Genomic DNA, 23,198 nt, shown 5'->3' with positions numbered 1-23,198 from the left:
CGGCCATAGTCGATAAAGGGGGCGCTCGGGAATCGCAATGCGGAATTGCGCGAGCCTCCCCCCTCCGATGGTCATGGGGGCCCGTCGGCGAGACGCTGCAGGCGTTGCGCGACCGCCGCCAGGGTCACGCCGTGGTCACCGGCATGGCCGGTCAGCGCCATGGATGGGAACCAGGGCCGCACCGCCGTCCCCAGGGCCGACCAGTCGCCGGCCCCCGCGATCCGCCAGACCGGGATCCCGAGGGCGGCGGCCAGTTCTCCCACCGCGGTCGGGGCGGAGATCACGAGATCGAGTCCGGATATGAGCGCCGCCACCCCCTCCAGATCCCGGCGCTGGTCCAGATCGGGCCAGTGGTGCAGCACCGTGCCGAAGCAATGCAGGGCGTCCTCGCGCTCCGCCTCGTGCCCGTCATATTGCAGGCTGACGAAGGTCACGCCCGGCACGGCCAGGACCGGTCCCCACTGGTCGATCCGGCTGTATGCGCCGGCCCGGTCGGCCGTCATGCGGCTGCTCCGCCAGCAGATGCCGACCCGCAAGCCGGGGGCGAGGGCCGCCAGCCGGTCGCGCCATTCCGCCGTCAGCCGTGGATCGGCGGTGAAGAGCGGAGCGGTCGAGGGAAAATGCCGCAGGGCAGGCCGCAGCCGCGCGGCGAAGTTGCCCATGGGCGCATGGCAGTCGGCGTCGCGCGGGTCCGCCGTGGGCGCCCGCACCTCCGCCCCCGGCAAGGCGCGGGCGAACAGGCCGGTCAGGCGCGGATCGCATTCGACGATCAGCCGGCCGGATCGGCGGAGCAGGTCGGGCAGCGCCGTGCCGAACATGATCTCGTCGCCCAGCCCCTGTTCCCCCCAAACCAGGATGCGGCGGCCGGCCAGCGGCTCGCCCTGCCATTCCGGGATGGTGAAGCGGCGGGGCACGGCATCGCCGGTGGCGAAGCGGTGGGCGTAGTCGTCCCAGCCGCCGGTCAGGTCGCCCGCGGCCAAGCGCAGCAGGGCGCGGTTCATCCGGGCGTCGGCCCTGCCCGGCATCAGCCGCAGACTACGTTCGGTCCAGTCGCGGGCGTGCCGACGCTCTCCCCGCATCAGCAGCCCGTGGCCATGGTTGACCAGCACCTCCGGCAGGTCGGGAGCGAGCGCTGTCGCGCGCCTGTGGGCGTGCAGGGCGTCGTTCCAGAGACCCAGCCCGGCCAGGGCCATGCCCAGGTTCGACCAACCCTTGGCCGAAGCCGGGGCGATGCGCAATGCACGGCGGCACTGGCGAACAGCCTCGGCGAAACGCCCCAGCCCCTTCGACGCCGCGCCGGCCGTGATCAGCATGCCGCCGAGTGCCGGCGCCAGGACTGCCGCATGGATGCAGGCGGTCTCGGCCTCGGCAAAGCGCCGGGCGGCAAGCAGGGCGGCCGCGAGGTTGCCCCAGCCCTCGGCCAGCAACGGACGCAGCCGGACGACCCGGCGATGCAGTGTCGCGGCCTCTGCCGGGGACCCGCCGGCCTGGAGCGCCACGCCGAGGTTGCCCAGCGCTTCGGGGAATGTCGGGTTTAGCGACACCGCGCGTCGATGCCAGAGGATTGCGGCCTCGACGCGGCCGGTCCGGAGCAGGGTGAGGCCGCCGTTGGTCCAGGCGGCCGGGTGCGTGGGAGAGGCTGCCACGGCCTTGCGGTGGAGGGCTTCGGCGTCCGGCAGGCGGCCTTGCCGATGCAGAGCGACGGCCTGTGCCGCCAACCTCTCCCCCTCCGCGGATACCCTCTCCCCCCCGGGGAGAGGGCTGGGTGAGGGGGTGGCATAGCGTGACGCCGTCGATAATCGGGAGGTGGTGGGATTCTCGGCAGCCGGCCGGAGTGACTTCAGCGCACTTGCCATATCGGCCATCGTCGCCGACAGCGGTTCGCCGGGTCGGGGCTGGAAGAGGCGCATCGACGGGTACCAGGGGCGGACCCCGGCCCCCAGCTGGGTCCAGTCGCGGGTGCCGAAGCGCCAGACCGGGGTACCGAGCGCGCCGGCCAGTTCGCCGACCGACATGGCCGGCGAAATGACGAGGTCCAGCCCGGCGATCAGGGCGGCGACGCCATCGAAATCGTCCTTGCGGTCGAGGTCGTCCCAGCGATGCAGTCGGATGCCGAAGCGCTGCTCGGCCTGCCGGACCTCCTCCTCCACGTCGCCATATTGCAGCACCACCCATTGGACGCCGGGCAGTCCGAACAGCGGTGCCCAGGCGTCCAGCGGCAGATAGGCGACGCTTCGCTCCGCCGTCATCATCTGGCTGCGCCAGCCGATGCCGATGCGCAAGTCCCGGCCGAGCGCAGCCAGACGTTCGCGCCAGCATTCCACCAAACCGGCGTCGGGCACCAGCCAGGAGGAGCGCGGCGGAAAATCGGCCAGCCGGCGGCGCAGGACGCGGGGCAAGGAGCCCATCGGCACATGGCGGTCATAGTCGGGGATCGCCATCGCCTCCCGCCCCTGTGCGTCCAGCGCCTCCGCCCGCACCCGCAGGGTCGGGAAGGAGCGGGCGAACAGCGGCACCAGCCGACGGTCGACCTCCAGGATGGTGGAAACGGCGCGTCCAGCCAGTTCCGGGCAGAGAGCGGAGAACAGGATGGTGTCGCCCACGCCCTGTTCGCCCCAGATCATCAGGCGGCGGCCGGTCAGGTCCTCCCCGCGCCACGCCTGGGTACGCGGCTGACGCCCCTGCCCGACCTGCCCCGATCCGAAGCGCCAGGCGTAACCGGGCCAGCCATGATCGAGATCGCCGGCCTCCAGCCGCAGCAGACCCTTGTTGAAGTGCGACAGCGACAGGTCGGGCCGCAGCGTCAGCGCCCTGTCATAGCAGCGCTCCGCCCCCGTGCCGTCGCCCAACCGCTGGCGGGCCAGCCCCAGGTTGCTCCAGGCCTCGCCATAGGCGGGGTCCAGCGCCAGTGCGCTGCGGTAGCTGTCGGCGGCGCCGCCATGATCGTGCCGGCCCTGGCGCAAATGGCCCAGATTGTTGCGGGCGGGGGCCTCCAGCGGTGCAAGCCGGATGGCGCGACGCTGCGACCGCTCGGCCTCGGCGAAACGCTCGGCGCCGCGCAGGGCGTTGCCCAGGTTGGTGTGGGCCTCCGGCAAGGTGGGATCGAGAGTCATCGCCACATGCCAAGCCCTCCAGGCGTCGGACGTGCGGCCGGCGGCATGACGGGCATTGCCGAGATTGTTCCAGGCGCCGGCGAAGTCGGGCCGGTGGCGGATCGCTTCCCGGTGCAGGGTCTCGGCCTCGGCATGGCGGCCCTGGGCGTTGCGGATGCTGCCGAGATTGTCCAGCGCATCGGCATGGTCGGGCTGGATGGCGGTGGCCGCATCGAAGCAGGCGGCGGCATCATCCAGTTGACCAAGAGCCTTAAGACAGAGACCCAACCCATTGAGGGAAAACGAATCGCGTGGATTGAGGCGCAAGGCGTCAGCGTAGCGCTCCGCCGCGTCCTCCATACGCCCGGCGGATTGGAGCGCAGCGGCGAGTGCGGACAGCGCCGTGGGGTCGGCGATGCCGCCGCCCAGCGTCGCCGCCCTATGCAAGGCATCGGCGGCCTCGCTCTTGCGGCCGAGTTGCTGAAGGCTGACGGCCCGGTTGGTCCAGGGCCGCGGGTCGCCGGGCAGCAGGTCCGCCGCGCGGGCGTGGGCTGCCAATGCCTCTTCCGCCCGGCCGATCCCCTGCAAGGCGGCTCCGAGGTTCAGATGGGCATCGGCCAAATCGGGAGACAGCCGGGCAGCCTCGGCATAATGGGCGGCGGCTTCCGCCAAGCGGTCGAGCGCGGCAAGCACCAGCCCCAGATTGAAATGGGCGCCGACATGGGTGGGATCGCACTCCAGCGCGTGGCGCTGCGCCGCTTCGGCGTCCTTCAGGCGGCCTAGCCGCTGCAGAACGATGCCCTGGTTGGCGCGGTAGTCCGCCACATCTGGTGCAAGCTCGACTGCTCTGTCAATCAGATCAATGGCCTGGGAGTTGTTGTTCCGTTGGTGGTTCAGCACGCCCAGCAGATGCAGAGCGTCGGCGTGACGCGGTTCGGCATCCAAGACACGTCGGTACAGGGGTTCGGCGGCGTCCAGAGCGCCGGCCTGATGATGGCGAAGTGCCTCGGCGAACCAGTCGGAAACGCTCACAGATCACCTGCGGAAAGTTGGATAAGCATCTGTGTTGCCTTTGGAATGGCGCCACCGACGCCCGCCGCTACATCGGGATGGATGCAGCGCATGGTGGGGAACCAGGGACGTACCGCTGTGCCGAGTTGAGTCCAGTCGCGCCGGCCGAGACGCCAGACCGGCACGCCCAGCGCGGCGGCCATTTCTCCGGGGGAAGACGCGACGGTGATCGCCAGATCCAGGTTCGCCATCAGGGCCGCGGTGCCCTCCAGATCAGCGATCTGGTCGAGGTCGGGCCAGCGGTGGATACGCAGGCCCAAGCGTTCCTCGACGGCGGCGATCTCTTCCTCGCGTCCGTCATATTGCAGACTGACGGCCTGAATGCCGGGCAGGCGCAGCAGGGAGGTCCACTCCTCCAGCTCCGTATAGGAATGGCGCCGTTCAGTGGTGATGCGCCGGCTGGTCCAGGCAATGCCGACCGTCAGGCCGGGGCCGAGCGCATCCAGCCGCGACCGCCATGCCGCCACCTGTTCCGGATGCGGTTTCAGCCAGCCGGCGGGTGGGGGTGGAACCGGTGCGGTCTGCCACAGCAGGCGCGGTAGCGAGCCGAAGGGGAGATGGCAGTCGGCATCGGTCGGCCGCCGCGTCGGCGCGCGCACCGTGGTGCCGGGAAAGGAACGCTGGAACAGCGAGACCAGCCTCGGTTCGCATTCGACGATGGCGTCGGGGAAACGCGACAGGGCTTCCGGCAGAAGCGCGCCGAACATGAACTCGTCGCCCAACCCCTGTTCGGCCCACAGCAGCAGGCGTCGTCCGGCAAGCTCGTCCCCCTCCCATTCCGGGATGTTGAAGGGACGTCTCGGTCGCAGGCGGCCGGACTCGAAGCGGACGGTGTAATCCTCCCACCCCTCGGCCAACCGGCCCTGGCGCAGACGCAGGATGGCACGGTTGAAGCGGGCGAGGGCCTGCGCCGGATCGGCGTCCAGAGCGTTGGTGAACTCCCGCTCCGCGCCGGCATCGTCGCCCAGATCCTGAAGGGCGAGCGCCAGATTGGTATGGGCGGCGGCATAGCCGGGGCGCAGGTCGAGTGCGCGGCGTTGCAGCTCGGCGGAGACCGCGGCCTGTCCCTGCAATCGGCGTATGGTGCCGAGATTGGTCATCGCCTCCGCCAGTTGCGGGTCGAGCCGTACGGCGCGGGCGAAGGCATCGGCGGCCGGTCCGATGCGGTCGGCCGCTTGCAGGGCAAGGCCGTAGGCGTTCCAGCCCTCGGCATCCGCCGGCTCCAACATCAGGTAGCGGCGGTAGGCCGGCTCCGCGTCCCCGCAGCGGCGTTGCCGCGATCCGGCCAATGCCAGGGCCGCCGCCGCATGGTCCGGCCGGCGTGCCAGCACGGCACGCAGCGTCGTCTCCCCTTCGTCGTCTTGCCCAAGGTCGAGCAGGGCGAGGCCCAGGGCGGCGCGCGCTTCCGTCAGGGACGGATTGGCGGCGAGCGCGTGGCGCAGCAGTGGTTCGGCCTCCGCCGAGCGGCCGAGGCTCCGGAGCACGGCACCCAGATTGCCTTCCGCCTCCGCATAGTCGGGACGGGCGCGCAGGGCGGCACGATAGGCCTCGGCGGCCTCGGCGGCCTTGCCTTGCGCATTGAGGGCGTTGCCCAGCGTGTTGGCGGCCTCCGGGAACGGACGGCGAAGGCGCAGGGCATTTCGCGCCGCGCGCTCGGCCTCGGCGGAGCGGCCGAGCGCCTGGAAGGCGTAGGCAAGGTTGGCATGGTAGTCGGGTACGTCGCGCTTGGCCGCCACCGCCTGCCCGATCAGGTCGGCGGCCTCTTTGAAACGGCCGGTCTGGCAAGCGATCATGCCAAGCAGGTGAAGGGCGTCCGGCTGGCGCGGCTGAACGGCGATTGCTTGGCGATAGAGAGATTCGGCCTCAAGCAGGCGCCCGGCTTGGTGCAGAGGCACGGCCTGCCCCACCAGCGCCGCGGCGGTGGCGGCTGCGGAGTTGCCGGAATTGCGCTGGCCGGAATTGCGCTGGTTGCTCATGCCCCGTGCCGAATTGGTTGGCTACGGGTAAGGGATAGCACGAATTGGGGGCGGTGGAAGGGGCGGAGACCCGTGCCCCCACCCCGGCCCTCCCCCGCTACGCAGGGGAGGGAGTAAGTGCCTGTGCGGTTGAGGGAATACCCAACCTTACGCCACGCCCGCCGGCGGGGTCGGGGCGGCGTTGACCGGCTCGGCCAGCTGGGCGTCGACGACGGCGACGGCGGTCATGTTGACCAGACCGCGGGTGGTGACCGACGGGGTGACGATGTGGACCGGCCGCTGGACGCCCAGCAGGATCGGGCCGACATTCTGCGCCTCGCCCAGGATCTTCATCATGTTGAAGGCGATGTTGGCGGCGTCCAGCGTCGGCATCACCAGCAGGTTCGCCTCGCCCTTCAGGCGGCTGTCGGGCAGCACCTCCTTTCGGATGGCGGGGGCGAGGGCAGCGTCGGCATGCATCTCGCCGTCGATCTCGACATTCGGCATCTGCTCCGACGCCAGCTCCACCGCCGCGCGCATCTTGCGGGCGGACGGGGTGTCGGCGCTGCCGAAGTTGGAATGGGACAGCAGGGCCACCTTCGGCTCGATGCCGAAGCGCATCACCTCGTCCGCCGCCAGCCGGGCGATCTCGGCCACCTGCTCGGCGGTCGGGTCGGGGTTGACGTAGGTGTCGGTGATGAAGTGGACACCCTTCTGCGAGATCAGCGCGTTCATCGTCGCGGCGACCTTGACGCCGTCACGCAGGCCGATCAGGCCGCAGATGTGCGCCCAATGCTCGTTGAAGCGGCCGGTGGTGCCGCAGACCAGCGCGTCGGCCTCGCCGCGGCGGACCATCAGGGCGCCGAAGACGGTGGGTTGGGTCCGCACCACGTTGGCGGCATGGCTGGGCGACACGCCGCGGCGGCCCATCAGCTTGCGGTAATGTTCGGTGAAGTTGTGATAGCGCGGGTCGCGGATGATCTCGATGACCTCCACGTCCTGGCCGATCTTCAAGCGCAGGCCCATCTCGCCGATCACCCGCTCGATCACCTCGCGGCGGCCGATCAGCACCGGATGCGCGATGCCGTCGTCCACCACCACCTGGGCGCAGCGGATCACGCGCGGGTCCTCGCCCTCGGCATAGACGACGCGCTTGGGCGCGGTCTTGGCCTTGGTGATGACCGGCTTCATGAACAGGCCGGAGCGGATGACGTACTGGTTCAACTGGTCCTGATAGGCGCGGAAATCGGCGATCGGCCGGGTGGCGACTCCGCTGTCCATGGCCGCCTTGGCGACGGCCGACGACACCTCCACGATCAGGCGGGGGTCGAAGGGCTTGGGCAGGATGTAGTCCGGGCCGAAGCGCAGCGATTCACCGACATAGGCCGCCGCCACCACGTCCGACGGTTCGGCACGGGCGAGGTTGGCCATGGCGTGGGTCGCCGCGATCTTCATCTCCTCGTTCACCGTGGTGGCGCCGACGTCCAGCGCGCCGCGGAAGATGAAGGGGAAGCACAGGACGTTGTTGACCTGATTGGGGAAATCGGAGCGGCCGGTGGCGATGATGGCGTCCGGACGGGCTTCGCGGGCCAGATCCGGCATGATCTCCGGCTCCGGGTTGGCGAGCGCCAGGATCAGCGGCTTGTCGGCCATGCGGGCCAGCAGCTCCGGCTTCAGAACCTTGGCGCCGGACAGGCCGAGGAAGATGTCGGCGCCGTCGATGACGTCGGACAGCGTGCGCGCCTCGGTATCGTGCGCGTAGGCCTCCTTGTACTCGTTCATCTCCTCGTTGCGGCCCTTGTGGACCACGCCGATGCGGTCGACCAGCCAGACATTCTCGCGGCGGACACCCAGCGACAGCATCAGGTCGAGGCAGGCGATGCCGGCGGCGCCACCACCGGTGGAGACGACCTTGACCTTGGAGATGTCCTTGCCGACCAGCGCCAGACCGTTCAGCACGGCGGCGCCCACCACGATGGCGGTTCCGTGCTGGTCATCGTGGAACACCGGGATCTTCATGCGCTCGCGGCAGCGGCGCTCGATCTCGAAACAGGCGGGGGCGGCGATGTCTTCCAGGTTGATGGCGCCGAAGGTCGGCTCCAGCCGGACGATGGTATCGACCAGACCATCGACATCCAGCTCGTTCAGCTCGATGTCGAAGCAGTCGATGCCGGCGAACTTCTTGAAGAGGACGGCCTTGCCCTCCATCACCGGCTTGGCGGCCATCGGCCCGATGTTGCCCAACCCCAGCACGGCGGTGCCGTTGGTGACCACGGCCACCAGATTGGCCCGCGCCGTCAGTTCCGCCGCCTTCGACGGATCCTCGGCGATGGCGGTGCAGGCATGGGCAACGCCCGGCGAATATGCCAGCGCCAGATCGCGCTGATTGGCCATGGGCTTGGTCGCGACTACTGCCAGCTTACCGGGCCGCGGGTTGCGGTGATACTCAAGCGCCATCGCCTCAAAATCGCCGGACATCGGGTCTCTTCCTCCGGTTAACGAGATTTCAGTTAATTCTTTGCGTTCACTTCACCTGATTGGCGGTTATAGCCCATTCGGACTGTTGCGCCAACCGCCCCGCGAAACGGAAGGGGGACGATTCGAACCAAATCGAAGCGTCCCCCTTACCTTACAGGATCCTCATGGGGGCCGGATGGATCATCTTTGGAATTTCCAAATCCGGCGCCCGCATGTGTGCCGCGCGTTTGCGGCAGATGGTCAGATCCGGGCCAGCGCCGGCTCCTTGAAGTGCTGCTGGTATTCGGCGACCGCCTTGCTCTCGTCGAACTCGCCTTCCATCTTGGCGACGACGACGGTGGCGACACCGTTGCCGATCAGGTTGGTCAGCGCGCGGGCCTCCGACATGAAGCGGTCGACGCCCAGCAGCAGGGCCAGACCTTCGATCGGCAGGACGCCGGTGGCCGACAGGGTGGCGGCCAGCGTGACGAAGCCGCCGCCGGTGACCGCCGCCGCACCCTTGGAGGTCAGCATCAGAATGACGAGGATGTAGAGCTGCTGCCAGATCGTCAGGTCGACGTTGAAGGCCTGGGCGATGAAGATCGCGGCCATCGACAGGTAGATCGAGGTGCCGTCCAGGTTGAAGGAATAGCCGGTCGGGATCACCAGCCCGACGACATGCTTGGAGCAGCCGAATTTCTGCATCTTCTCCATCATGCGCGGCAGCACGGACTCCGAGGAGGAGGTGCCGAGCACGATCAGCAGTTCCTGGCGGATGTAGCGGATGAAGTTCCAGATGCTGAAGCCATAGGCCTTGGCGATGCCGCCCAGCACGACGAAGATGAAGATCGCCATGGTGATGTAGACCGACGCCATCAGCTGGCCCAGCGCGGTCAGCGACGAGATGCCGTACTTGCCGATGGTGAAGGACATGGCGCCGAACGCACCGACCGGGGCGACGCGCATCAGGATGCCGATCACGCCGAACAGGGCATGGCCGATCTTGTCGAAGATGTCCTCGACCAGCTTGCCCTTCTGGCCCATGGCGGACAGGGCGACGCCGAACACCACGGCGAAGAACAGGATCTGCAGCATGTCGCCCTGGACGAAGGCGCCGACCACGTTGTCGGGCACGATGCCGACGACGAAGTCGATGAAGCCGTGCTCGTGGGCGGTGGTGGCGTATTTCTGCACCGCGTCGGCCTTCAGCTGACCCGGCTGGATGTTCATGCCGGCGCCGGGGCGGACGAGGTTGACGATCAGCAGCCCGATGCCGAGCGCGAAGGTCGTCACCACCTCGAAATACAGCAGGGCCTTGCCGCCGACCTTGCCGACCTTCTTCAGGTTGCCGATCGAGGAGATGCCGGTCACCACCGTCAGGAAGACGATCGGGCCGATCACCATCTTGACCATCTTGATGAACAGGTCACCCAGCGGCTTCATCTGCACGGCGATGGCCGGGTAGAAGTGCCCCAGCAGGATGCCGATGCTGATGGCGGTCAGAACCTGGAAGGTCAGGTTGGTATAGAAGGGCTTCTTCACCGCACCCGGGCGGCCGGCGGTCGCGTCTGCGCTCATGTTGCTCTCCTCGTGGCGTTCCTCAGAACGGCGTTCCTGGCGGGGTGCCCGTTCTTTCGTCCGGCATTTGCACCGGCTGGGCGGGCGGCCCCCAACTGATTGCCTATGAAAGCAAGCGCTGGGCCAATTGCTGAATCCAGCAACATCAAGCATTTGCCCAATGGCCGAGGGCGAGAATCCGCACGACATGGGGTCCGGTGATGTGCGAAAATCCGCACACTTCACAGCGCTGCGGCATCAATGTTGCGGCGCAGCATGATCGGGAAAGACGTTGCTTAGCAATCCGACCGACCCGGCGACAGATTCGACCGCCCTTCCCTCCCCCGCCGTGACCTTCTCGCCGGCGGCGCAGCTGGTTGCCCGGGCGCTGGAACGGCCGCGCCGGCTGTTGATGGTGGCGTTGCTGCTGGGCGTCCCGGCGGCGGCGGCATTGGCGGCGGGCTGGGCCTCGTCCGTAGCGCTGGATGATCTGAAGGACAGCGCACGGGCGCAATTGGCGCTCTACAACGCCAACCTGCGGGCGGAGTTGGAGCGCCATGCCGCCGTTCCCCTGGCGCTGGCGCAGGATGAGGAGGTGCGCGCCCTGCTGGTCAACCCGACTCCGGCGGCGGTCGACCGGCTGAACCGCAAGCTGCAGGGCATTGCCCAGGCGCTGGATGCGCTGGCGCTTTACGTGATGGACGCCAAGGGAACGACGCTGGCGGCCAGCAACTGGCACGGCGCCGCCAGCTTCGTGGGCGAGAATTTCTCCTACCGCCCCTATTTCCGCATGGCGATGGACCAGGGGGAGGGGCACCATTTCGCGCTGGGCACCACCTCGCTGATACCGGGCTATTACACGGCGAACCGGGTGGTGGCGGAAAACCGCACAGTGGGGGCGGTGGTGCTGAAGCTGGGGTTCGACCGGCTGGAGCGGGGCTGGACGCCGGGGCAGGAAAAGCTGCTGGTGACCGACCGCGACGGGGTGGTGTTCATCACCAACATGCCGTCCTGGCGCTATCACGCCTTGCCCCGCCGCCTGCCGATCAGCCTGCCCATCGTGCCGGAGGGCACCAGCGAGGGGCTGGACGTGCTGCCCTGGGCCTTCGGCGGGGCCTCCGACCGCATCGCGCTGGAGGAGAAGGACGGGCAGCGCCGCTATCTGCTGACCTCCGTCGCCATGCCCGGCGGCGATTGGACCCTGCACAGCCTGACCAGCCTGGATCCGGTGACCGCCCGCGCCTGGGTCGCCGGGCTGCTGGCGGCGGCGGCGGTGGCGATGGCGGCACTCACCGCCTATGCCGTGGCGCTGCGCCGGGTGGCTCTGGTCGAGCGGATCGCGCTGCAGGAGGAATCGCGGGCGGAGCTGGAACGCCGGGTCGCCGCCGCCACCGCCGATCTGCGGGCGGCGGAGAACGAACTGACGCAGGCGGCCAAGCTGGCGGCGCTGGGCCAGATGTCGGCGGGCATCGCGCATGAGATCAACCAGCCGCTGGCCGCCATGCGCAGCTTCGCCGACAACGCCGTGGTGCTGCTGGAGCGTGGGCGGATGGACGCGGTGCGCGGCAATCTGGCGGAAATCGCCGAACTGACCGACCGCATGGCCGCGATTACCCGCCAACTGAAGGGCTTCGCCCGCCGGGCTTCCGGCACGCTGGGGCCGGTGTCGGTCCAGGGCGCGGTGACCCAGGCATTGGCCCTGCTGGAATCCAAGCTGCGGCGCGAGGACATCACGGTGGAGGTCGATCTGCCCGACCAGCCGGTCCGGGTGGTGGCGGAGGACGTGCGGCTGCAGCAGGTGCTGGTCAACCTGATCGGCAATGCGGCGGACGCCATGCGCGGCTGTCCGGTGCGCCGCCTGCGCATCGGGTTGGTCACGGCGGAGGGCGAGGCGCTGCTGAGCGTCGCCGACACCGGCGGCGGCATCGCCGAGGCCGATCTGCCCCGGCTGTTCGTCCCCTTCTTCACCACCAAGGAAGCCGGCGAGGGGCTGGGGCTGGGGCTGTCGATCAGCCACGGCATCGTCGAGGATTTCGGCGGCAGCCTGACCGCCGCCAACCGCAATGGGAAACCGGGCCAAGGCGCCGTCTTCACCCTGCGGCTCACCACCACGGAGCAGGGCACATGAGTCAATCCATTCCCGAGGCCGCCGGCGCCGTGCTGTTCGTCGATGACGAGCGCGCGGTACGGCTGGCCGGGCAGCAGGCGCTGGAACTGGCGGGGTTCGAGGTGACGGCCTGCGACGGGGCGGAGCGGGCCTTGCGCCATCTCGGCCGCGATTGGCCGGGCTGCCTCGTCACCGACGTGCGCATGCCGCAGATGGACGGGCTGGCCCTTCTGGCACGGGTGCGGGAGATCGATCCCGACCTGCCCGTCATCCTGATCACCGGCCACGGCGACGTGCCGATGGCGGTGGAAGCGATGCGCAACGGCGCCTACGACTTCCTGGAGAAGCCCTTTCCGTCCGACCGGCTGACCGAGATCGCCCGGCGCGCGGTGGAGAAGCGGCGGCTGGTGCTGGAGAACCGCAGGCTGCGGGCGCAGATCGCCGGCGGAACCGATCCGGCGGGGACCATCGTCGGCCGTACGCCGGGCATCGAGCGGCTGCGCGCCACCATCGCCGCTGTCGCCGACACCGACGCCGACGTTCTGGTGTTCGGCGAGACCGGCACCGGCAAGGAGATGGTCGCCCGTGCGCTGCACGCCGCCAGTCGCCGGCGCAAGAATCCCTTCGTCGCGCTGAACTGCGGCGCCATGCCGGAGACGATCTTCGAGAGCGAACTGTTCGGGCATGAAGCCGGCGCCTTCACCGGTGCCGCCAAGCGCCGCATCGGCCGGATCGAGCATGCCGGCGGCGGCACCCTGTTCCTGGACGAGATCGAAAGCATGCCGCTGGCCTTGCAGGTCAAGCTGCTGCGGGTGATCCAGGAACGGGTGGTCGAACCGCTGGGATCGAACGAGCAGGTGCCGGTCGATCTGCGGGTGGTCGCCGCCACCAAGGCGGATCTTCGGCAGGCGGCGGACGAGGGGAAATTCCGTGCCGACCTCTATTACCGGCTGAATGTGGTGGTGCTGACCATCCCGCCGCTGCGCGAACGCCGGGACGACATCCCGCTGCTGTTCCAGCATTTCGTCGCCCAGGCCGCCGCCCGCTACAACCGCGAGCCGCGCGTCCCGAGCCGTGAGCAAATGCAGCGGCTGATGAGCCAGGATTGGCCCGGCAACGTCCGCGAACTGCGCAACGCCGCCGACCGCTTCGTGCTTGGGTTGGAGGATGTGGCCCCGGCGCCGGTGTCGGCACCGTCGGCGCTGTCGCTGGCCGAGCAGGTGGACCTGTTCGAAAAGGGGCTGATCCAGTCCGAACTCGCCCGCCAACGCGGCAGCGTGAAGGCCGCAATCGAGGCGCTGAACATCCCGCGCAAGACCTTCTACGACAAGCTGAAACGCTATGGGCTGAGCCGGGAGGATTTCATCGAATGACTATCTGAGACTGATCCCAGCCGCGACGGAGGCGAGGATCGCGCCAACGAGCACCGCAAGGACTGTCCACAGGTAACCTTTGCCCGGCTTTTCGGCCAGCTTCTCCAGCAACTCACCCTTTGTCGTGGACAGGTCGGCCTTGGTCGCGAGATGGTTCAGCCGCTCGTCGAGACGCGCCAGCAGCGGCTTCATCTCGTCGAGAAGCCCCTCCATCCGGTCAACACGTCGGGTCAGGTCGTCCATACCAGGAGGATGGCCCCCGCTGCCGTTTCCGTCAATGGGCGCGGGTCCGCTGTCCCGTGTGATCGACTGGCGATCGTCCACGCCGGATGCTCTGTTCGGAAGGGCCATCGGCTTCTTCGTCCTGGACCGTCCGCGGACGCTGTTCGCGCAATCCGCCGCATGTTTGGAATGCGATGGTATTTTTACGAATTTTCTAAACATGTTCCACAACTTTCCGGGAAATGCGCTGGATCGCCACCCCAAACTTCCCCCATTCGTCCAGTTGACGTCCGGTTCCGCTTGCCTGCCGCACGCGCGGATCCCATGTGGCTTCTGGTGTCCGGCAGCGCATTCCAAGTTTCGGGAAACCGGCTTTCGGGCAGCTCGGCCGGGCGGACCTTTCCTTCGTTTCGGCTGTTGTACTGGAGACCACGCAGCACCGACGTCGAAGGGGACGGCCTTAGAATGTCACCGAGGATTAGCACCATGACCCCCCGTCTCCTTGCGGAGCTTCTGGAACCGATCCTGACCGCAGCGGAAGACGACGAAGAGGCCCTGTCCGAGGCCGTGAACCTGACCGCGGAGGCCATGGCGGCGCTGGGCGCCACCGTGCTCGATCCCGACGGGAAACCGGCCCGCGGGGTGTCCGATGAACGGGCCGTCGTCGCCGCGCTGAACACGCACGCGCACAATCTGATGCGCGACGGCCGGCTGGACGATGTGGTCGAGGCTCTGCAAGTGGCGGAGCGGATCGGCCGCCTCGCCCATCTGCCGCACCACCCGCGGACCGTCTGACCACTCTTTCGGGAGAAGGGCGCGGTCGTTCGTGGAAGCGGCTTCGCGGGTGCGGGAATTTCTCCCCGCCGTGCTGTTTGAGCGACGTGCCACCCAGCGCTCAACAGGGGAGGAGCCCTCGTGCCCACCGCGCCGCAGCCACATGCCCAGCCGAATGTTTTGGCCAACCCGCTGGAAAGCGGAATCCTGTCCCGCCTCCAGGACGACCTGCTGCCGGACCATCTGCTGACCCGCCGCTGGTACGCGGCGAAGGACGCCGGACGGCCGGTCGTGCGCATCGTCGACGCCCTGCCGCTACCGCTCGCCGGCGGATCGCAGGCGCAGCTCTGCCTGCTGCGGGTGGAGCCGCCGGGGCGGGAACCGCAACTCTACCAACTTCCCCTGATCCTCGACCGCGGCACCGGCGAGGATGCGTCGGTGATCGCAGGCTCAAAGGACCTGCCGGTTCCGGGGCGCCTGCGCGATGGCTATGCCGATGACGGCGTGGTCCGTGCGCTGCTGGGCGCCATTCTGAAGCGTAATCCCGAACCCGGCGAAACGGTGCTGTCCGCCGGCCTGACCGCCGGCCACACCCGTGCCTGCGAGGCGCTGGCGGAACGGTTGCACACCGACGCCCCGCTGCATCGGATGACCGCGGAACAGTCGAATACCTCCATCCGCATCGGCGACGCCGCCATCCTGAAGGGGCTGCGCAAGCTGGAACCCGGCATGCACCCCGAACTGGAGGTCAGCCGCTTCCTGACCGAGGTGGCGCAGTTCCCAAACACGCCGGCCCTGCTGGGCTGGGTCGAGCGGTCCAACAGCTCCGGTTCCACCACGCTGTGCGTGATGCAGGAGTTGGTGCCGGAGGCGAAGGACGCCTGGGGCCATGTCACCGGATATCTGAACCACCGCGTCGCCCGCTTCGAAGACAGCGAGGCGGCGCAGGAAGCCGATTCCGACAGCGTCGGCTTCCTGCGCCTTCTGGGGCAGCGGACGGCGGAGCTTCACCGGGCGCTTGCCACCCCCGGCGGCGGCGACGCCTTCACACCGGAGCCGGCGACGGCGGAGCGGCTGAAGGAGTGGGCGGGCGGCGTGCGCACCCTGGCCAAGCGCGTGCTGGAGCGTCTGCGCGCCGCCGGGCCGACCCTGGACCCGGCGATTGCCGCACAGGCCGCCGCCCTGGCGGCGAGCGAGCCGGCTATGATGGCGCAGATCGACGCGCTGATCCCTGCAAATGCCGACCTCAGCGCCATGCGGCTGCACGGCGACTATCACCTGGGGCAGGTTCTGGTGTCGCGCGGTGACGTTCAGATCGTCGATTTCGAAGGCGAGCCGATGCGCCCGCTTGCCGAACGGCGGGCCAAGCACTGCATCCTGCGCGACGTCGCCGGCATGCTGCGCTCCATCGCCTATGCCGCCGCCATGGCACGCGACGCGATCCCGGCCGATCTCGACGGGCCGTCGCGCGATGCCCGCTCCGCCTGGCTGTCTTGGTGGGAGGGGGCGTCGTCGGCCGCCTTCCTCGACGGCTACCGCACGGCCATCGGCGACTGTCCCGGCTTCCCGCGCGATCCGCAGGCGGCCTCCCAGCTGCTGAAGCTGTTCCTGCTGGAAAAGGCGCTGTACGAGGTCGGATACGAGCTTGCCAACCGGCCGGGGTGGGTGGGGATCCCGTTGGTCGGCGTCACCGCGATCATCCGTGCCGATGCCGGGCCGGAGATCGCCAGCCGCGACCGCGACCGCATCCCCCCGGTGGACGAGCGCCGCCGCAGCCATTCCATGCCCTTCGGGGCGGAGGTGCAGGCCGACGGGTCCGTCCGCTTCTCCCTGTGGGCGCCGACGACGGCGTCGGTCCTGCTGTCGCTGGAAGATGGCGGGCCGCCGCTGGCGATGGAGGGTCAGCATGACGGCTGGTTCGGCCTGACCACCGCGCGGGCGCAGGCGGGCAGCCGCTACCGCTTCGTCCTGCCGGACGGGCTGGCAATTCCGGACCCGGCCTCCCGCTTCCAGCCGGACGACGTGCATGGCTCCTCCGAGGTGATCGACCCCGGCGTGCATGTCTGGACCGATGCCGCCTGGACCGGCCGCCCCTGGCACGAGACGGTGCTGTACGAGCTGCATGTCGGCACCTTCACGGATGAAGGCACCTTCCTGTCCGCCATCGATCGGCTGGACGATCTGGTCGAGCTGGGCGTCACCGCGATCGAGCTGATGCCGGTGGCCGACTTTCCCGGCTCGCGCAACTGGGGCTATGACGGCGTGCTGCCCTTCGCGCCGGACAGCGCCTATGGCCGGCCGGAGGATCTGAAGACGCTGGTGCAGGAGGCGCATGCCCGCGGGCTGATGGTCTTCCTCGACGTCGTCTACAACCATTTCGGACCGGAGGGGAATTACCTCCACGCCTTCGCCGACAGCTTCTTCACCGACCGCCACAAGACCCCCTGGGGCGCGGCGATCAACGTCGACGGCGAGCGCAGTGGGCCGGTGCGCGACTTCTTCGTGCACAATGCGCTGTACTGGCTGGAGGAATACCACCTCGACGGCCTGCGGCTGGACGCGGTCCACGCCATCATGGACGACGGTGACCGCCATGTTCTGGAGGAACTGGCGGAGCGGGTGCGCAGCCATTTCCAGAACCAGCGCCATGTCCATCTGGTGCTGGAGAACGACGCCAACCAGGCGCGTTTCCTGGCCCGCCACCGCGAGGGCGATCCGCGCTGGTACACCGCCCAGTGGAACGACGATCTGCACCACTGCCTGCACAGCGCCGCGACCGGTGAGGATGGCGGCTATTACGCCGACTACGCCCACGATCCGGCCAAATGGGGCCGCGCGCTGGCGGAGGGCTTCGCCTTCCAAGGCGACCCGTCGGCCTATCGCGACGGCGAGCTGCGCGGGGAACCTTCGGCCCATCTGCCGCCGACCGCCTTCGTCACCTTCATCCAGAACCACGACCAGATCGGCAACCGGGCCTTCGGCGAGCGCATCACCCACATCGCCAAGGCCGAGGCGGTGCGCGCCGCCACCATCCTCCATCTGCTGAGTCCGGGCATCCCCATGCTGTTCATGGGCGAGGAATGGGCGTCGGCCAAGCCCTTCCCCTTCTTCTGCGACTTCGGCGAGGAACTTGCGGAGGCCGTGCGCAAGGGCCGGGCGGAGGAGTTCGCCAAGTTCCCCGAATTCCAGAATCCCGACGCCCGTGCCCGCATCCCCGACCCCACCGCGCCGGAGACCGCGGAGTCGGCGAAGCTGGACTGGGATGCCCGCGAACGGGCGGAGCATGCCGGTTGGCTCGACTGGTATCGGCGGGCTCTCGCCACGCGCCGGGTGGAGATCGTGCCGCGGCTGGATGGGATTCCCGGCGGCGCGTCGAACCACAGGACGGTCGGGCGCACCGGGCTGGCGGTCTGCTGGACGCTGGGTGACGGCAGCCGCCTCCATGCCTTCGCCAACCTCGCCGACACGCCGGTTGCCGGCTTCCCGGAGGCATCGGGCCGCATGCTGTGGACCGAAGGCGACGGGCTGACGGGCGACACCCTCGGCCCGTGGTCGGTGGTGCTGTGGCTGGAGGAGGCCTCGGCGCTCGACCGGCTGGCCGACCGCATGGGGGTGGAACGCTCCTTCGACAACGCCGCCGGGGAGACGGTGACGGCCGGCGAGGAGACCATCCGCGCCCTGCTGTCGGCAATGGGGGTGGAGGCGGGCGACGAGGCCGCCGCGCTCGCCCATCTCGACCGGCTGGACGAGGAGGAGTATGGCCGCGCCCTGCCCCCGGCGGTGGTCCGCCGCGCCGGGGCGGCGGTAACCGTGCCGGTCACCCTGCCCCACGGCACCCGGACACTGCGCTATACCCTGACGCTGGAAAGCGGGAAGACGCAGAGCGGCGTCGTCGGCTTCGGCAGCCTGCCGCGCTGCCGCTGCATCACGGCAGGCGACGTGACCTATGCGGAGCGGCGACTGCCGCTGGGCAAACTGGACAAGGCCGGCTACCACACGCTGCGGGTGGAAACGGAGCATGGCGTGGCGGAAACCCGCCTGATCCTGGCGCCCGCCCGCTGCCATCTGCCGACGCCGATGCTGATGGGCGAGAAGCTGTGGGGCCTGTCGGCGCAGCTCTACACCCTGCGCAGCGACCATGACTGGGGCATCGGCGATTTCGGCGATTTGCGGACGCTGACCGACATCGCGGCGGCGCGCGGTGCGGCGGTGATCGGGCTGAACCCGCTGCACGCCCTGTTCCTCGACAATCCCGAACATGCCAGCCCCTACTCGCCGGCCAGCCGGCTGTTCCTGAACCCGCTCTACATCGACGTCACCGCGGTGCCGGAGTTCCTGGACAATGCCGACATGCGCCGCCAAGTGGCTTCGCCGGAGTTCCGGCAGGCGCTGGAGGCGGCGCGGTCCGCCTCCCACGTCGATTACACCGCGGTCTCCAAGCTAAAGCTGCCGATCCTGGAAAAGCTCTTCACCGAGTTCCAGACTTCGGCCAAGCCGGAGCGGCGCGCCGCCTTCGACGCCTTCCGGACCGATAGCGGCGTCGGGCTGGAGCGGTTCGCCACCTTCCAGGCGTTGCGGGAACGCTTCGCGGCGGACGGCAAGGCCGACTGGCACCAATGGCCGGCGGACTACCACGACGCCACGGCGCCGGCGGTGGAACGGTTCGCCAAGGAGCATTCCGACCGCGTCGCCTACTATGCCTGGCTGCAGTGGCTGGCCGACGACCAGCTGCGCGCGGCGGCGGAGCGGGCGACCGAACTCGGCATGGCCATCGGCTTCTACCGCGACCTTGCCGTCGGGGCCGATGCCAGCGGGGCGGAGACCTGGATGACACCGCAGGCGGTGGTGGACGCCGCCCATGTCGGCGCCCCGCCCGACCTGTTCAACCCGGCCGGCCAGGATTGGGGGCTGCCGCCCTTCCATCCGCAGGCGTTGCGCGCGGCCGGCTATCAGCCCTTCATCGATCTGGTGCGCGCCAACATGCGGCATGCCGGTGCGCTGCGCATCGACCATGCCATGGCGTTGCAGCATGTCTACTGGATCCCGGACGGCCACCCGCCGGGCGAAGGCGCCTATGTCGCCTATCCGATGGAGGATCTGCTGGGCATCCTGGCGCTGGAAAGCCAGCGGCACCGCTGCCTCGTCGTCGGCGAGGATCTGGGCACCGTGCCGGATGGCTTCCGCGAGCGGATGACCGAAGCCGGGGTGCTGAGCTACCGCGTCGTCTTCTTCGAATGGACGGAGGACGGCGCCTTCAAGGGGCCGGACGAGTATCCGGAACTGGCGCTCGCCACCGTCGGCAGCCACGACCTCGCCACGCTGCGCGGCTGGTGGGAGGGCGACGACATCGTGTTGAAGGCCGAGAAGGGCCTTTATCCGGCGGAGGACGAGGCGGAAAAGCAGCAGGCCCGCCGCTCCGCCGACCGCAACGCCCTGGTCGATGCCCTGCGCGCCGCCGACATCGCCCTGCCCGCCGGGTTCGGGCCGGACAGCCCCTATGACGAGGCGCTCGACCATGCGGTGCATGCCTTCCTCGCCCGCACCAACGCGGCGCTGGCGGTGGCGCAGTTGGACGACCTGACCCGTGAACGCGATCAGGTCAATTTGCCCGGCACCACCGACCAATACCCGAACTGGCGCCGCAAGCTGTCGATGACGTTGGAGGAACTGGCCGATGCGCCGGAGCCGGCTGCGGTCGCCGACATTCTGGCCGCGGCCCGACCGTCCTCTCCCCCCGCCCGCCGCTGATTAAAAAACGCCCTTCCCTATTCCGAGGAGCACACATCCATGGCCCCCGCCGCCGGCAAGCCAACCCCTCGTGCGACGTACCGGGTCCAACTGAATGGCGAGTTCGGCTTCGACCGCACCGCCGCCATCACCGATTACATCGCCCGGCTGGGCGTCAGCCATCTCTATGCCTCCCCCTACATGAAGGCGCGGCCGGGCAGCACCCATGGCTATGATATCGTCAATCACAACGAGCTGAACTCGGAGGTCGGCAACCAGAACGACTTCCGCGATCTGGTGGAGGCGCTGAAGCGCAACAATCTGGGCCAGATTCTGGACTTCGTCCCCAACCACATGGGTGTCGGCGGCAGCGACAACGAATGGTGGTTGAACGTCCTGGAGTGGGGACCGGATAGCCCGTATGCCGGGTATTTCGACATCGAATGGGAATCCGACTACCGTTATCTCCAGGGCAAGGTCCTGGTGCCGTTCCTGGGCGACCAGTATGGCGCGGTGCTGATGTCGGGCGGGCTGGAGCTTCGCTTCGATCCGGAGACCGGCAGTTTCGCCGTCTGGGCCTATGACAGCCACAAACTGCCGATACGGCCGCAGGATTACGGCATTATCCTGGGCAGCGACCACCCCGATCTGGAGCGGATCGCCGACGCCTTCACCCATCTGATGGATGCCCGGCCCCACCAGCTTCGCCGCGCCTCCGACCTGAAGGCGGAACTGGCGGGACTGGTGGCGACCCGGCCCGACATGGCCGACGCGATCAACCAGCGGCTTGCGGTCTTCCGTGGATATCAGGGGGAGATCGATACCTGGGGCCATCTGCATGAGCTGATCGCCGGCCAGAACTGGCGTGTCGCCTATTTCAAGGTGGCGGCCGACGACATCAACTATCGCCGCTTCTTCAACATCAACGAACTGGCCGGCCTGCGCATGGACGAGCCGGAGCTGTTCGACGTCGCCCACCGCATGGTGCTGGGGATGGTGGCGGACGGCACGCTCGACGGCATCCGCATCGACCATATCGACGGGCTGATCGACCCCAAGGGCTATTGCGAGCGGCTGGTCGCGGCCTCCGCGAAGCCATTCTATCTGGTGGTGGAGAAGATCCTGGCCCGGCACGAGCGGCTGCGTGAGGATTGGCCGATCGACGGCACCACCGGTTACGAATATGCCAACCTGATGGGCGGCCTGTTCGTCGACCCCAAGGCGGAGGAGGCCTTCACCCGCCTCTACGCCGACTTCATCGGCCGGCGCGACGATTTCGATGAGGTGGTGCGCCAGAGCAAGATCCGCATCATGGAAAGCGAGATGGCGAGCGAGCTGAACGTGCTGTCGCGCAAGGCGTCGCGCATCGCCCGCTCCAACCCCGCCACCGCCGACTTCACCGCCAACATCCTGCATCAGGCGCTGAAGGAGACCATCGCCCGCTTCCCCGTCTATCGCACCTATGTCGACGGCGGCGTGCCGAGCGACCTCGACCGCCGCGACATCGACTGGGCGATCTCCCAGGCGCGGCGGGTGGAGCAGGGTCCGGACGGCTCGGTCTATGATTTCCTGCAGCGGCTGCTGACCTCCGATCTGGTGGCGGCTCCCAAGAGCGGCTACAGCCATCAGCAGGTCACCCGCTTCGCCATGCGGTTCCAGCAATACAGCGGGCCGGTGATGGCGAAGGGTCTGGAGGACACCGCCTTCTACCGCTACAACCGGCTGGTGGCGCTCAACGAGGTCGGCGGCCATCCCGACAATTTCGGCGTCAGCGTTTCCGCCTTCCACCGCGCCAATCAGGACCGCGCCCGCAACTGGCCGAACAACATGCTGGCCAGCACCACCCACGACACCAAGCGCGGCGAGGACACCCGCGCCCGCCTCTACGCCCTGTCGGAGATGCCGGACGAGTGGGAGCGGCAGGTGCAGACCTGGAGCCGCCTGCTGCGCGCCCGCCGCGGCGACGTGGAGGGCACCGCCCCGCCCGACCGCAACGACGAGTACCTGTTCTATCAGCTTCTGCTGGGCGCTTGGCCGGCGGAGCTGACCGGCGCGTCTGTCGAGCAGATCGACCAGGCGGCGATGACCGCCTTTGCCGAGCGCATCGTCGGCGCCATGACCAAGTCGATGCGCGAGGCCAAGGTCCATTCGACCTGGGCGGCGCCGAACGAGGCCTATGAGGGGGCGGTCGTCAGCTTCATCCACGATGCGCTGGACGTGACCCGCCGCAATGCCTTCCTTGAGGCCTTCCTGCCCTTCCAGGCGGCGCTGGCGCGCATCGGCATGGTCAATGGATTGTCCCAGGCCCTGCTGAAGCTGACCAGCCCCGGCGTGCCCGACATCTATCAGGGCTGCGAGCTGTGGAACCTCAGCCTCGTCGATCCCGACAACCGGCTGCCGGTGGATTACGATGCCCGCCGCAAGCTGCTGGACGAGGTCGAGGAGTCGGTGGAGCGCGGCGCCGTGCCCGGTTTGCTGGAGCGCTGGACGGACGGCGCTGTGAAGCTGGCGGTGACCCGGCAGGCCCTGGCGGTGCGGGCCGAGATGCCGGAGGTCTTCAGTGCCGGCGAGTATCTGCCGCTGGAGGCGACCGGCGACCGCGCCGACCATGTGGTGGCCTATGCCCGCCGCAATGGCGACGCTACGGTGCTGGTGGCGGTGCCGCGGCTGGTCGGGCAGTTGGGCGAAAGCCCGGACTGGGGACACACCGCGATCCCGCTGCCGCGCGGCACCCGCTGGCGCAACCGGCTGACCGGGACGGAGGTGGAAGGCGGCGACGCGGTGATGGCGGCGACGCTGTTCGCCGATCTGCCGGTGGCCCTGCTGTCGCAGGAGGGCTGACGCCGGCACCGAGCGGAAAGGG

The 23,198-nt window shown here is 68.8% G+C and carries 10 protein-coding genes; 5 read left to right on the top strand and 5 right to left on the bottom strand.

All coding sequences use genetic code 11. The features are described 5' to 3' along the window. Positions 1–71: 71 nt before the first annotated feature. The 4 genes from FZ029_RS16910 to FZ029_RS16895 all read right to left on the bottom strand — a co-directional run bounded on the left by FZ029_RS16910 (position 72) and on the right by FZ029_RS16895 (position 10,153). Entirely contained in the window at positions 72–4,124 is a 4,053-nt protein-coding gene (locus tag FZ029_RS16910) for a tetratricopeptide repeat protein (protein WP_149270307.1), read from the bottom strand. After that, a complete protein-coding gene (locus FZ029_RS16905; RefSeq protein ID WP_149270305.1) occupies positions 4,121–6,139 on the bottom strand; it encodes a tetratricopeptide repeat protein in 2,019 nt (672 codons plus the stop codon). The genes FZ029_RS16910 and FZ029_RS16905 overlap by 4 nt, the downstream gene beginning before the upstream one ends. 147 nt (positions 6,140–6,286) lie before the next feature. Continuing rightward, the gene (locus FZ029_RS16900; RefSeq protein ID WP_149270303.1) at positions 6,287–8,596 is read right to left on the bottom strand and encodes an NADP-dependent malic enzyme; all 2,310 of its coding nucleotides are present in this window, start codon (positions 8,594–8,596) and stop codon (positions 6,287–6,289) included. 240 nt (positions 8,597–8,836) lie between these two features. Next, positions 8,837–10,153: a dicarboxylate/amino acid:cation symporter gene (locus FZ029_RS16895; RefSeq protein WP_149270301.1), complete on the bottom strand. Its 1,317-nt coding sequence runs from the start codon at positions 10,151–10,153 to the stop codon at positions 8,837–8,839. Between the two features lie 271 nt (positions 10,154–10,424). On the opposite strand from FZ029_RS16895, the gene FZ029_RS16890 reads away from it, so the two are divergent. After that, positions 10,425–12,260 carry an ATP-binding protein gene (locus tag FZ029_RS16890; protein WP_247892336.1) on the top strand — a complete coding sequence of 612 codons (1,836 nt, stop codon included), beginning with the start codon at positions 10,425–10,427 and terminating at the stop codon, positions 12,258–12,260. Further along, positions 12,257–13,612 (top strand): sigma-54 dependent transcriptional regulator, encoded by a 1,356-nt coding sequence (locus FZ029_RS16885; RefSeq protein WP_149270299.1) that lies wholly within the window; start codon positions 12,257–12,259, stop codon positions 13,610–13,612. Before FZ029_RS16890 ends, FZ029_RS16885 begins: the two co-directional genes overlap by 4 nt. On the opposite strand, the gene FZ029_RS16880 is transcribed toward FZ029_RS16885, so the two are convergent. After that, positions 13,613–13,855 carry a hypothetical protein gene (locus FZ029_RS16880; protein WP_149270297.1) on the bottom strand — a complete coding sequence of 81 codons (243 nt, stop codon included), beginning with the start codon at positions 13,853–13,855 and terminating at the stop codon, positions 13,613–13,615. Positions 13,856–14,320: 465 nt separating this feature from the next. On the opposite strand from FZ029_RS16880, the gene FZ029_RS16875 reads away from it, so the two are divergent. From FZ029_RS16875 to treY, 3 genes are all read left to right on the top strand, one after another. Next, positions 14,321–14,629, top strand: a complete 309-nt coding sequence (locus FZ029_RS16875; protein WP_085083633.1) for a hypothetical protein — start codon at positions 14,321–14,323, stop codon at positions 14,627–14,629. A gap of 120 nt (positions 14,630–14,749) precedes the next feature. After that, positions 14,750–20,356: a malto-oligosyltrehalose trehalohydrolase gene (treZ, locus tag FZ029_RS16870; protein WP_149270295.1), complete on the top strand. Its 5,607-nt coding sequence runs from the start codon at positions 14,750–14,752 to the stop codon at positions 20,354–20,356. Between the two features lie 39 nt (positions 20,357–20,395). After that, complete coding sequence (treY, locus tag FZ029_RS16865) at positions 20,396–23,176, top strand: malto-oligosyltrehalose synthase (protein ID WP_149270293.1); 2,781 nt, start codon at positions 20,396–20,398, stop codon at positions 23,174–23,176. Positions 23,177–23,198 lie beyond the last annotated feature (22 nt).

The organism is Azospirillum sp. Sh1, assembly GCF_008365135.1.
In the GTDB taxonomy this organism is placed as follows: domain Bacteria; phylum Pseudomonadota; class Alphaproteobacteria; order Azospirillales; family Azospirillaceae; genus Azospirillum; species Azospirillum oryzae.
This window is presented reverse-complemented; position numbering and strand designations above follow the sequence as displayed.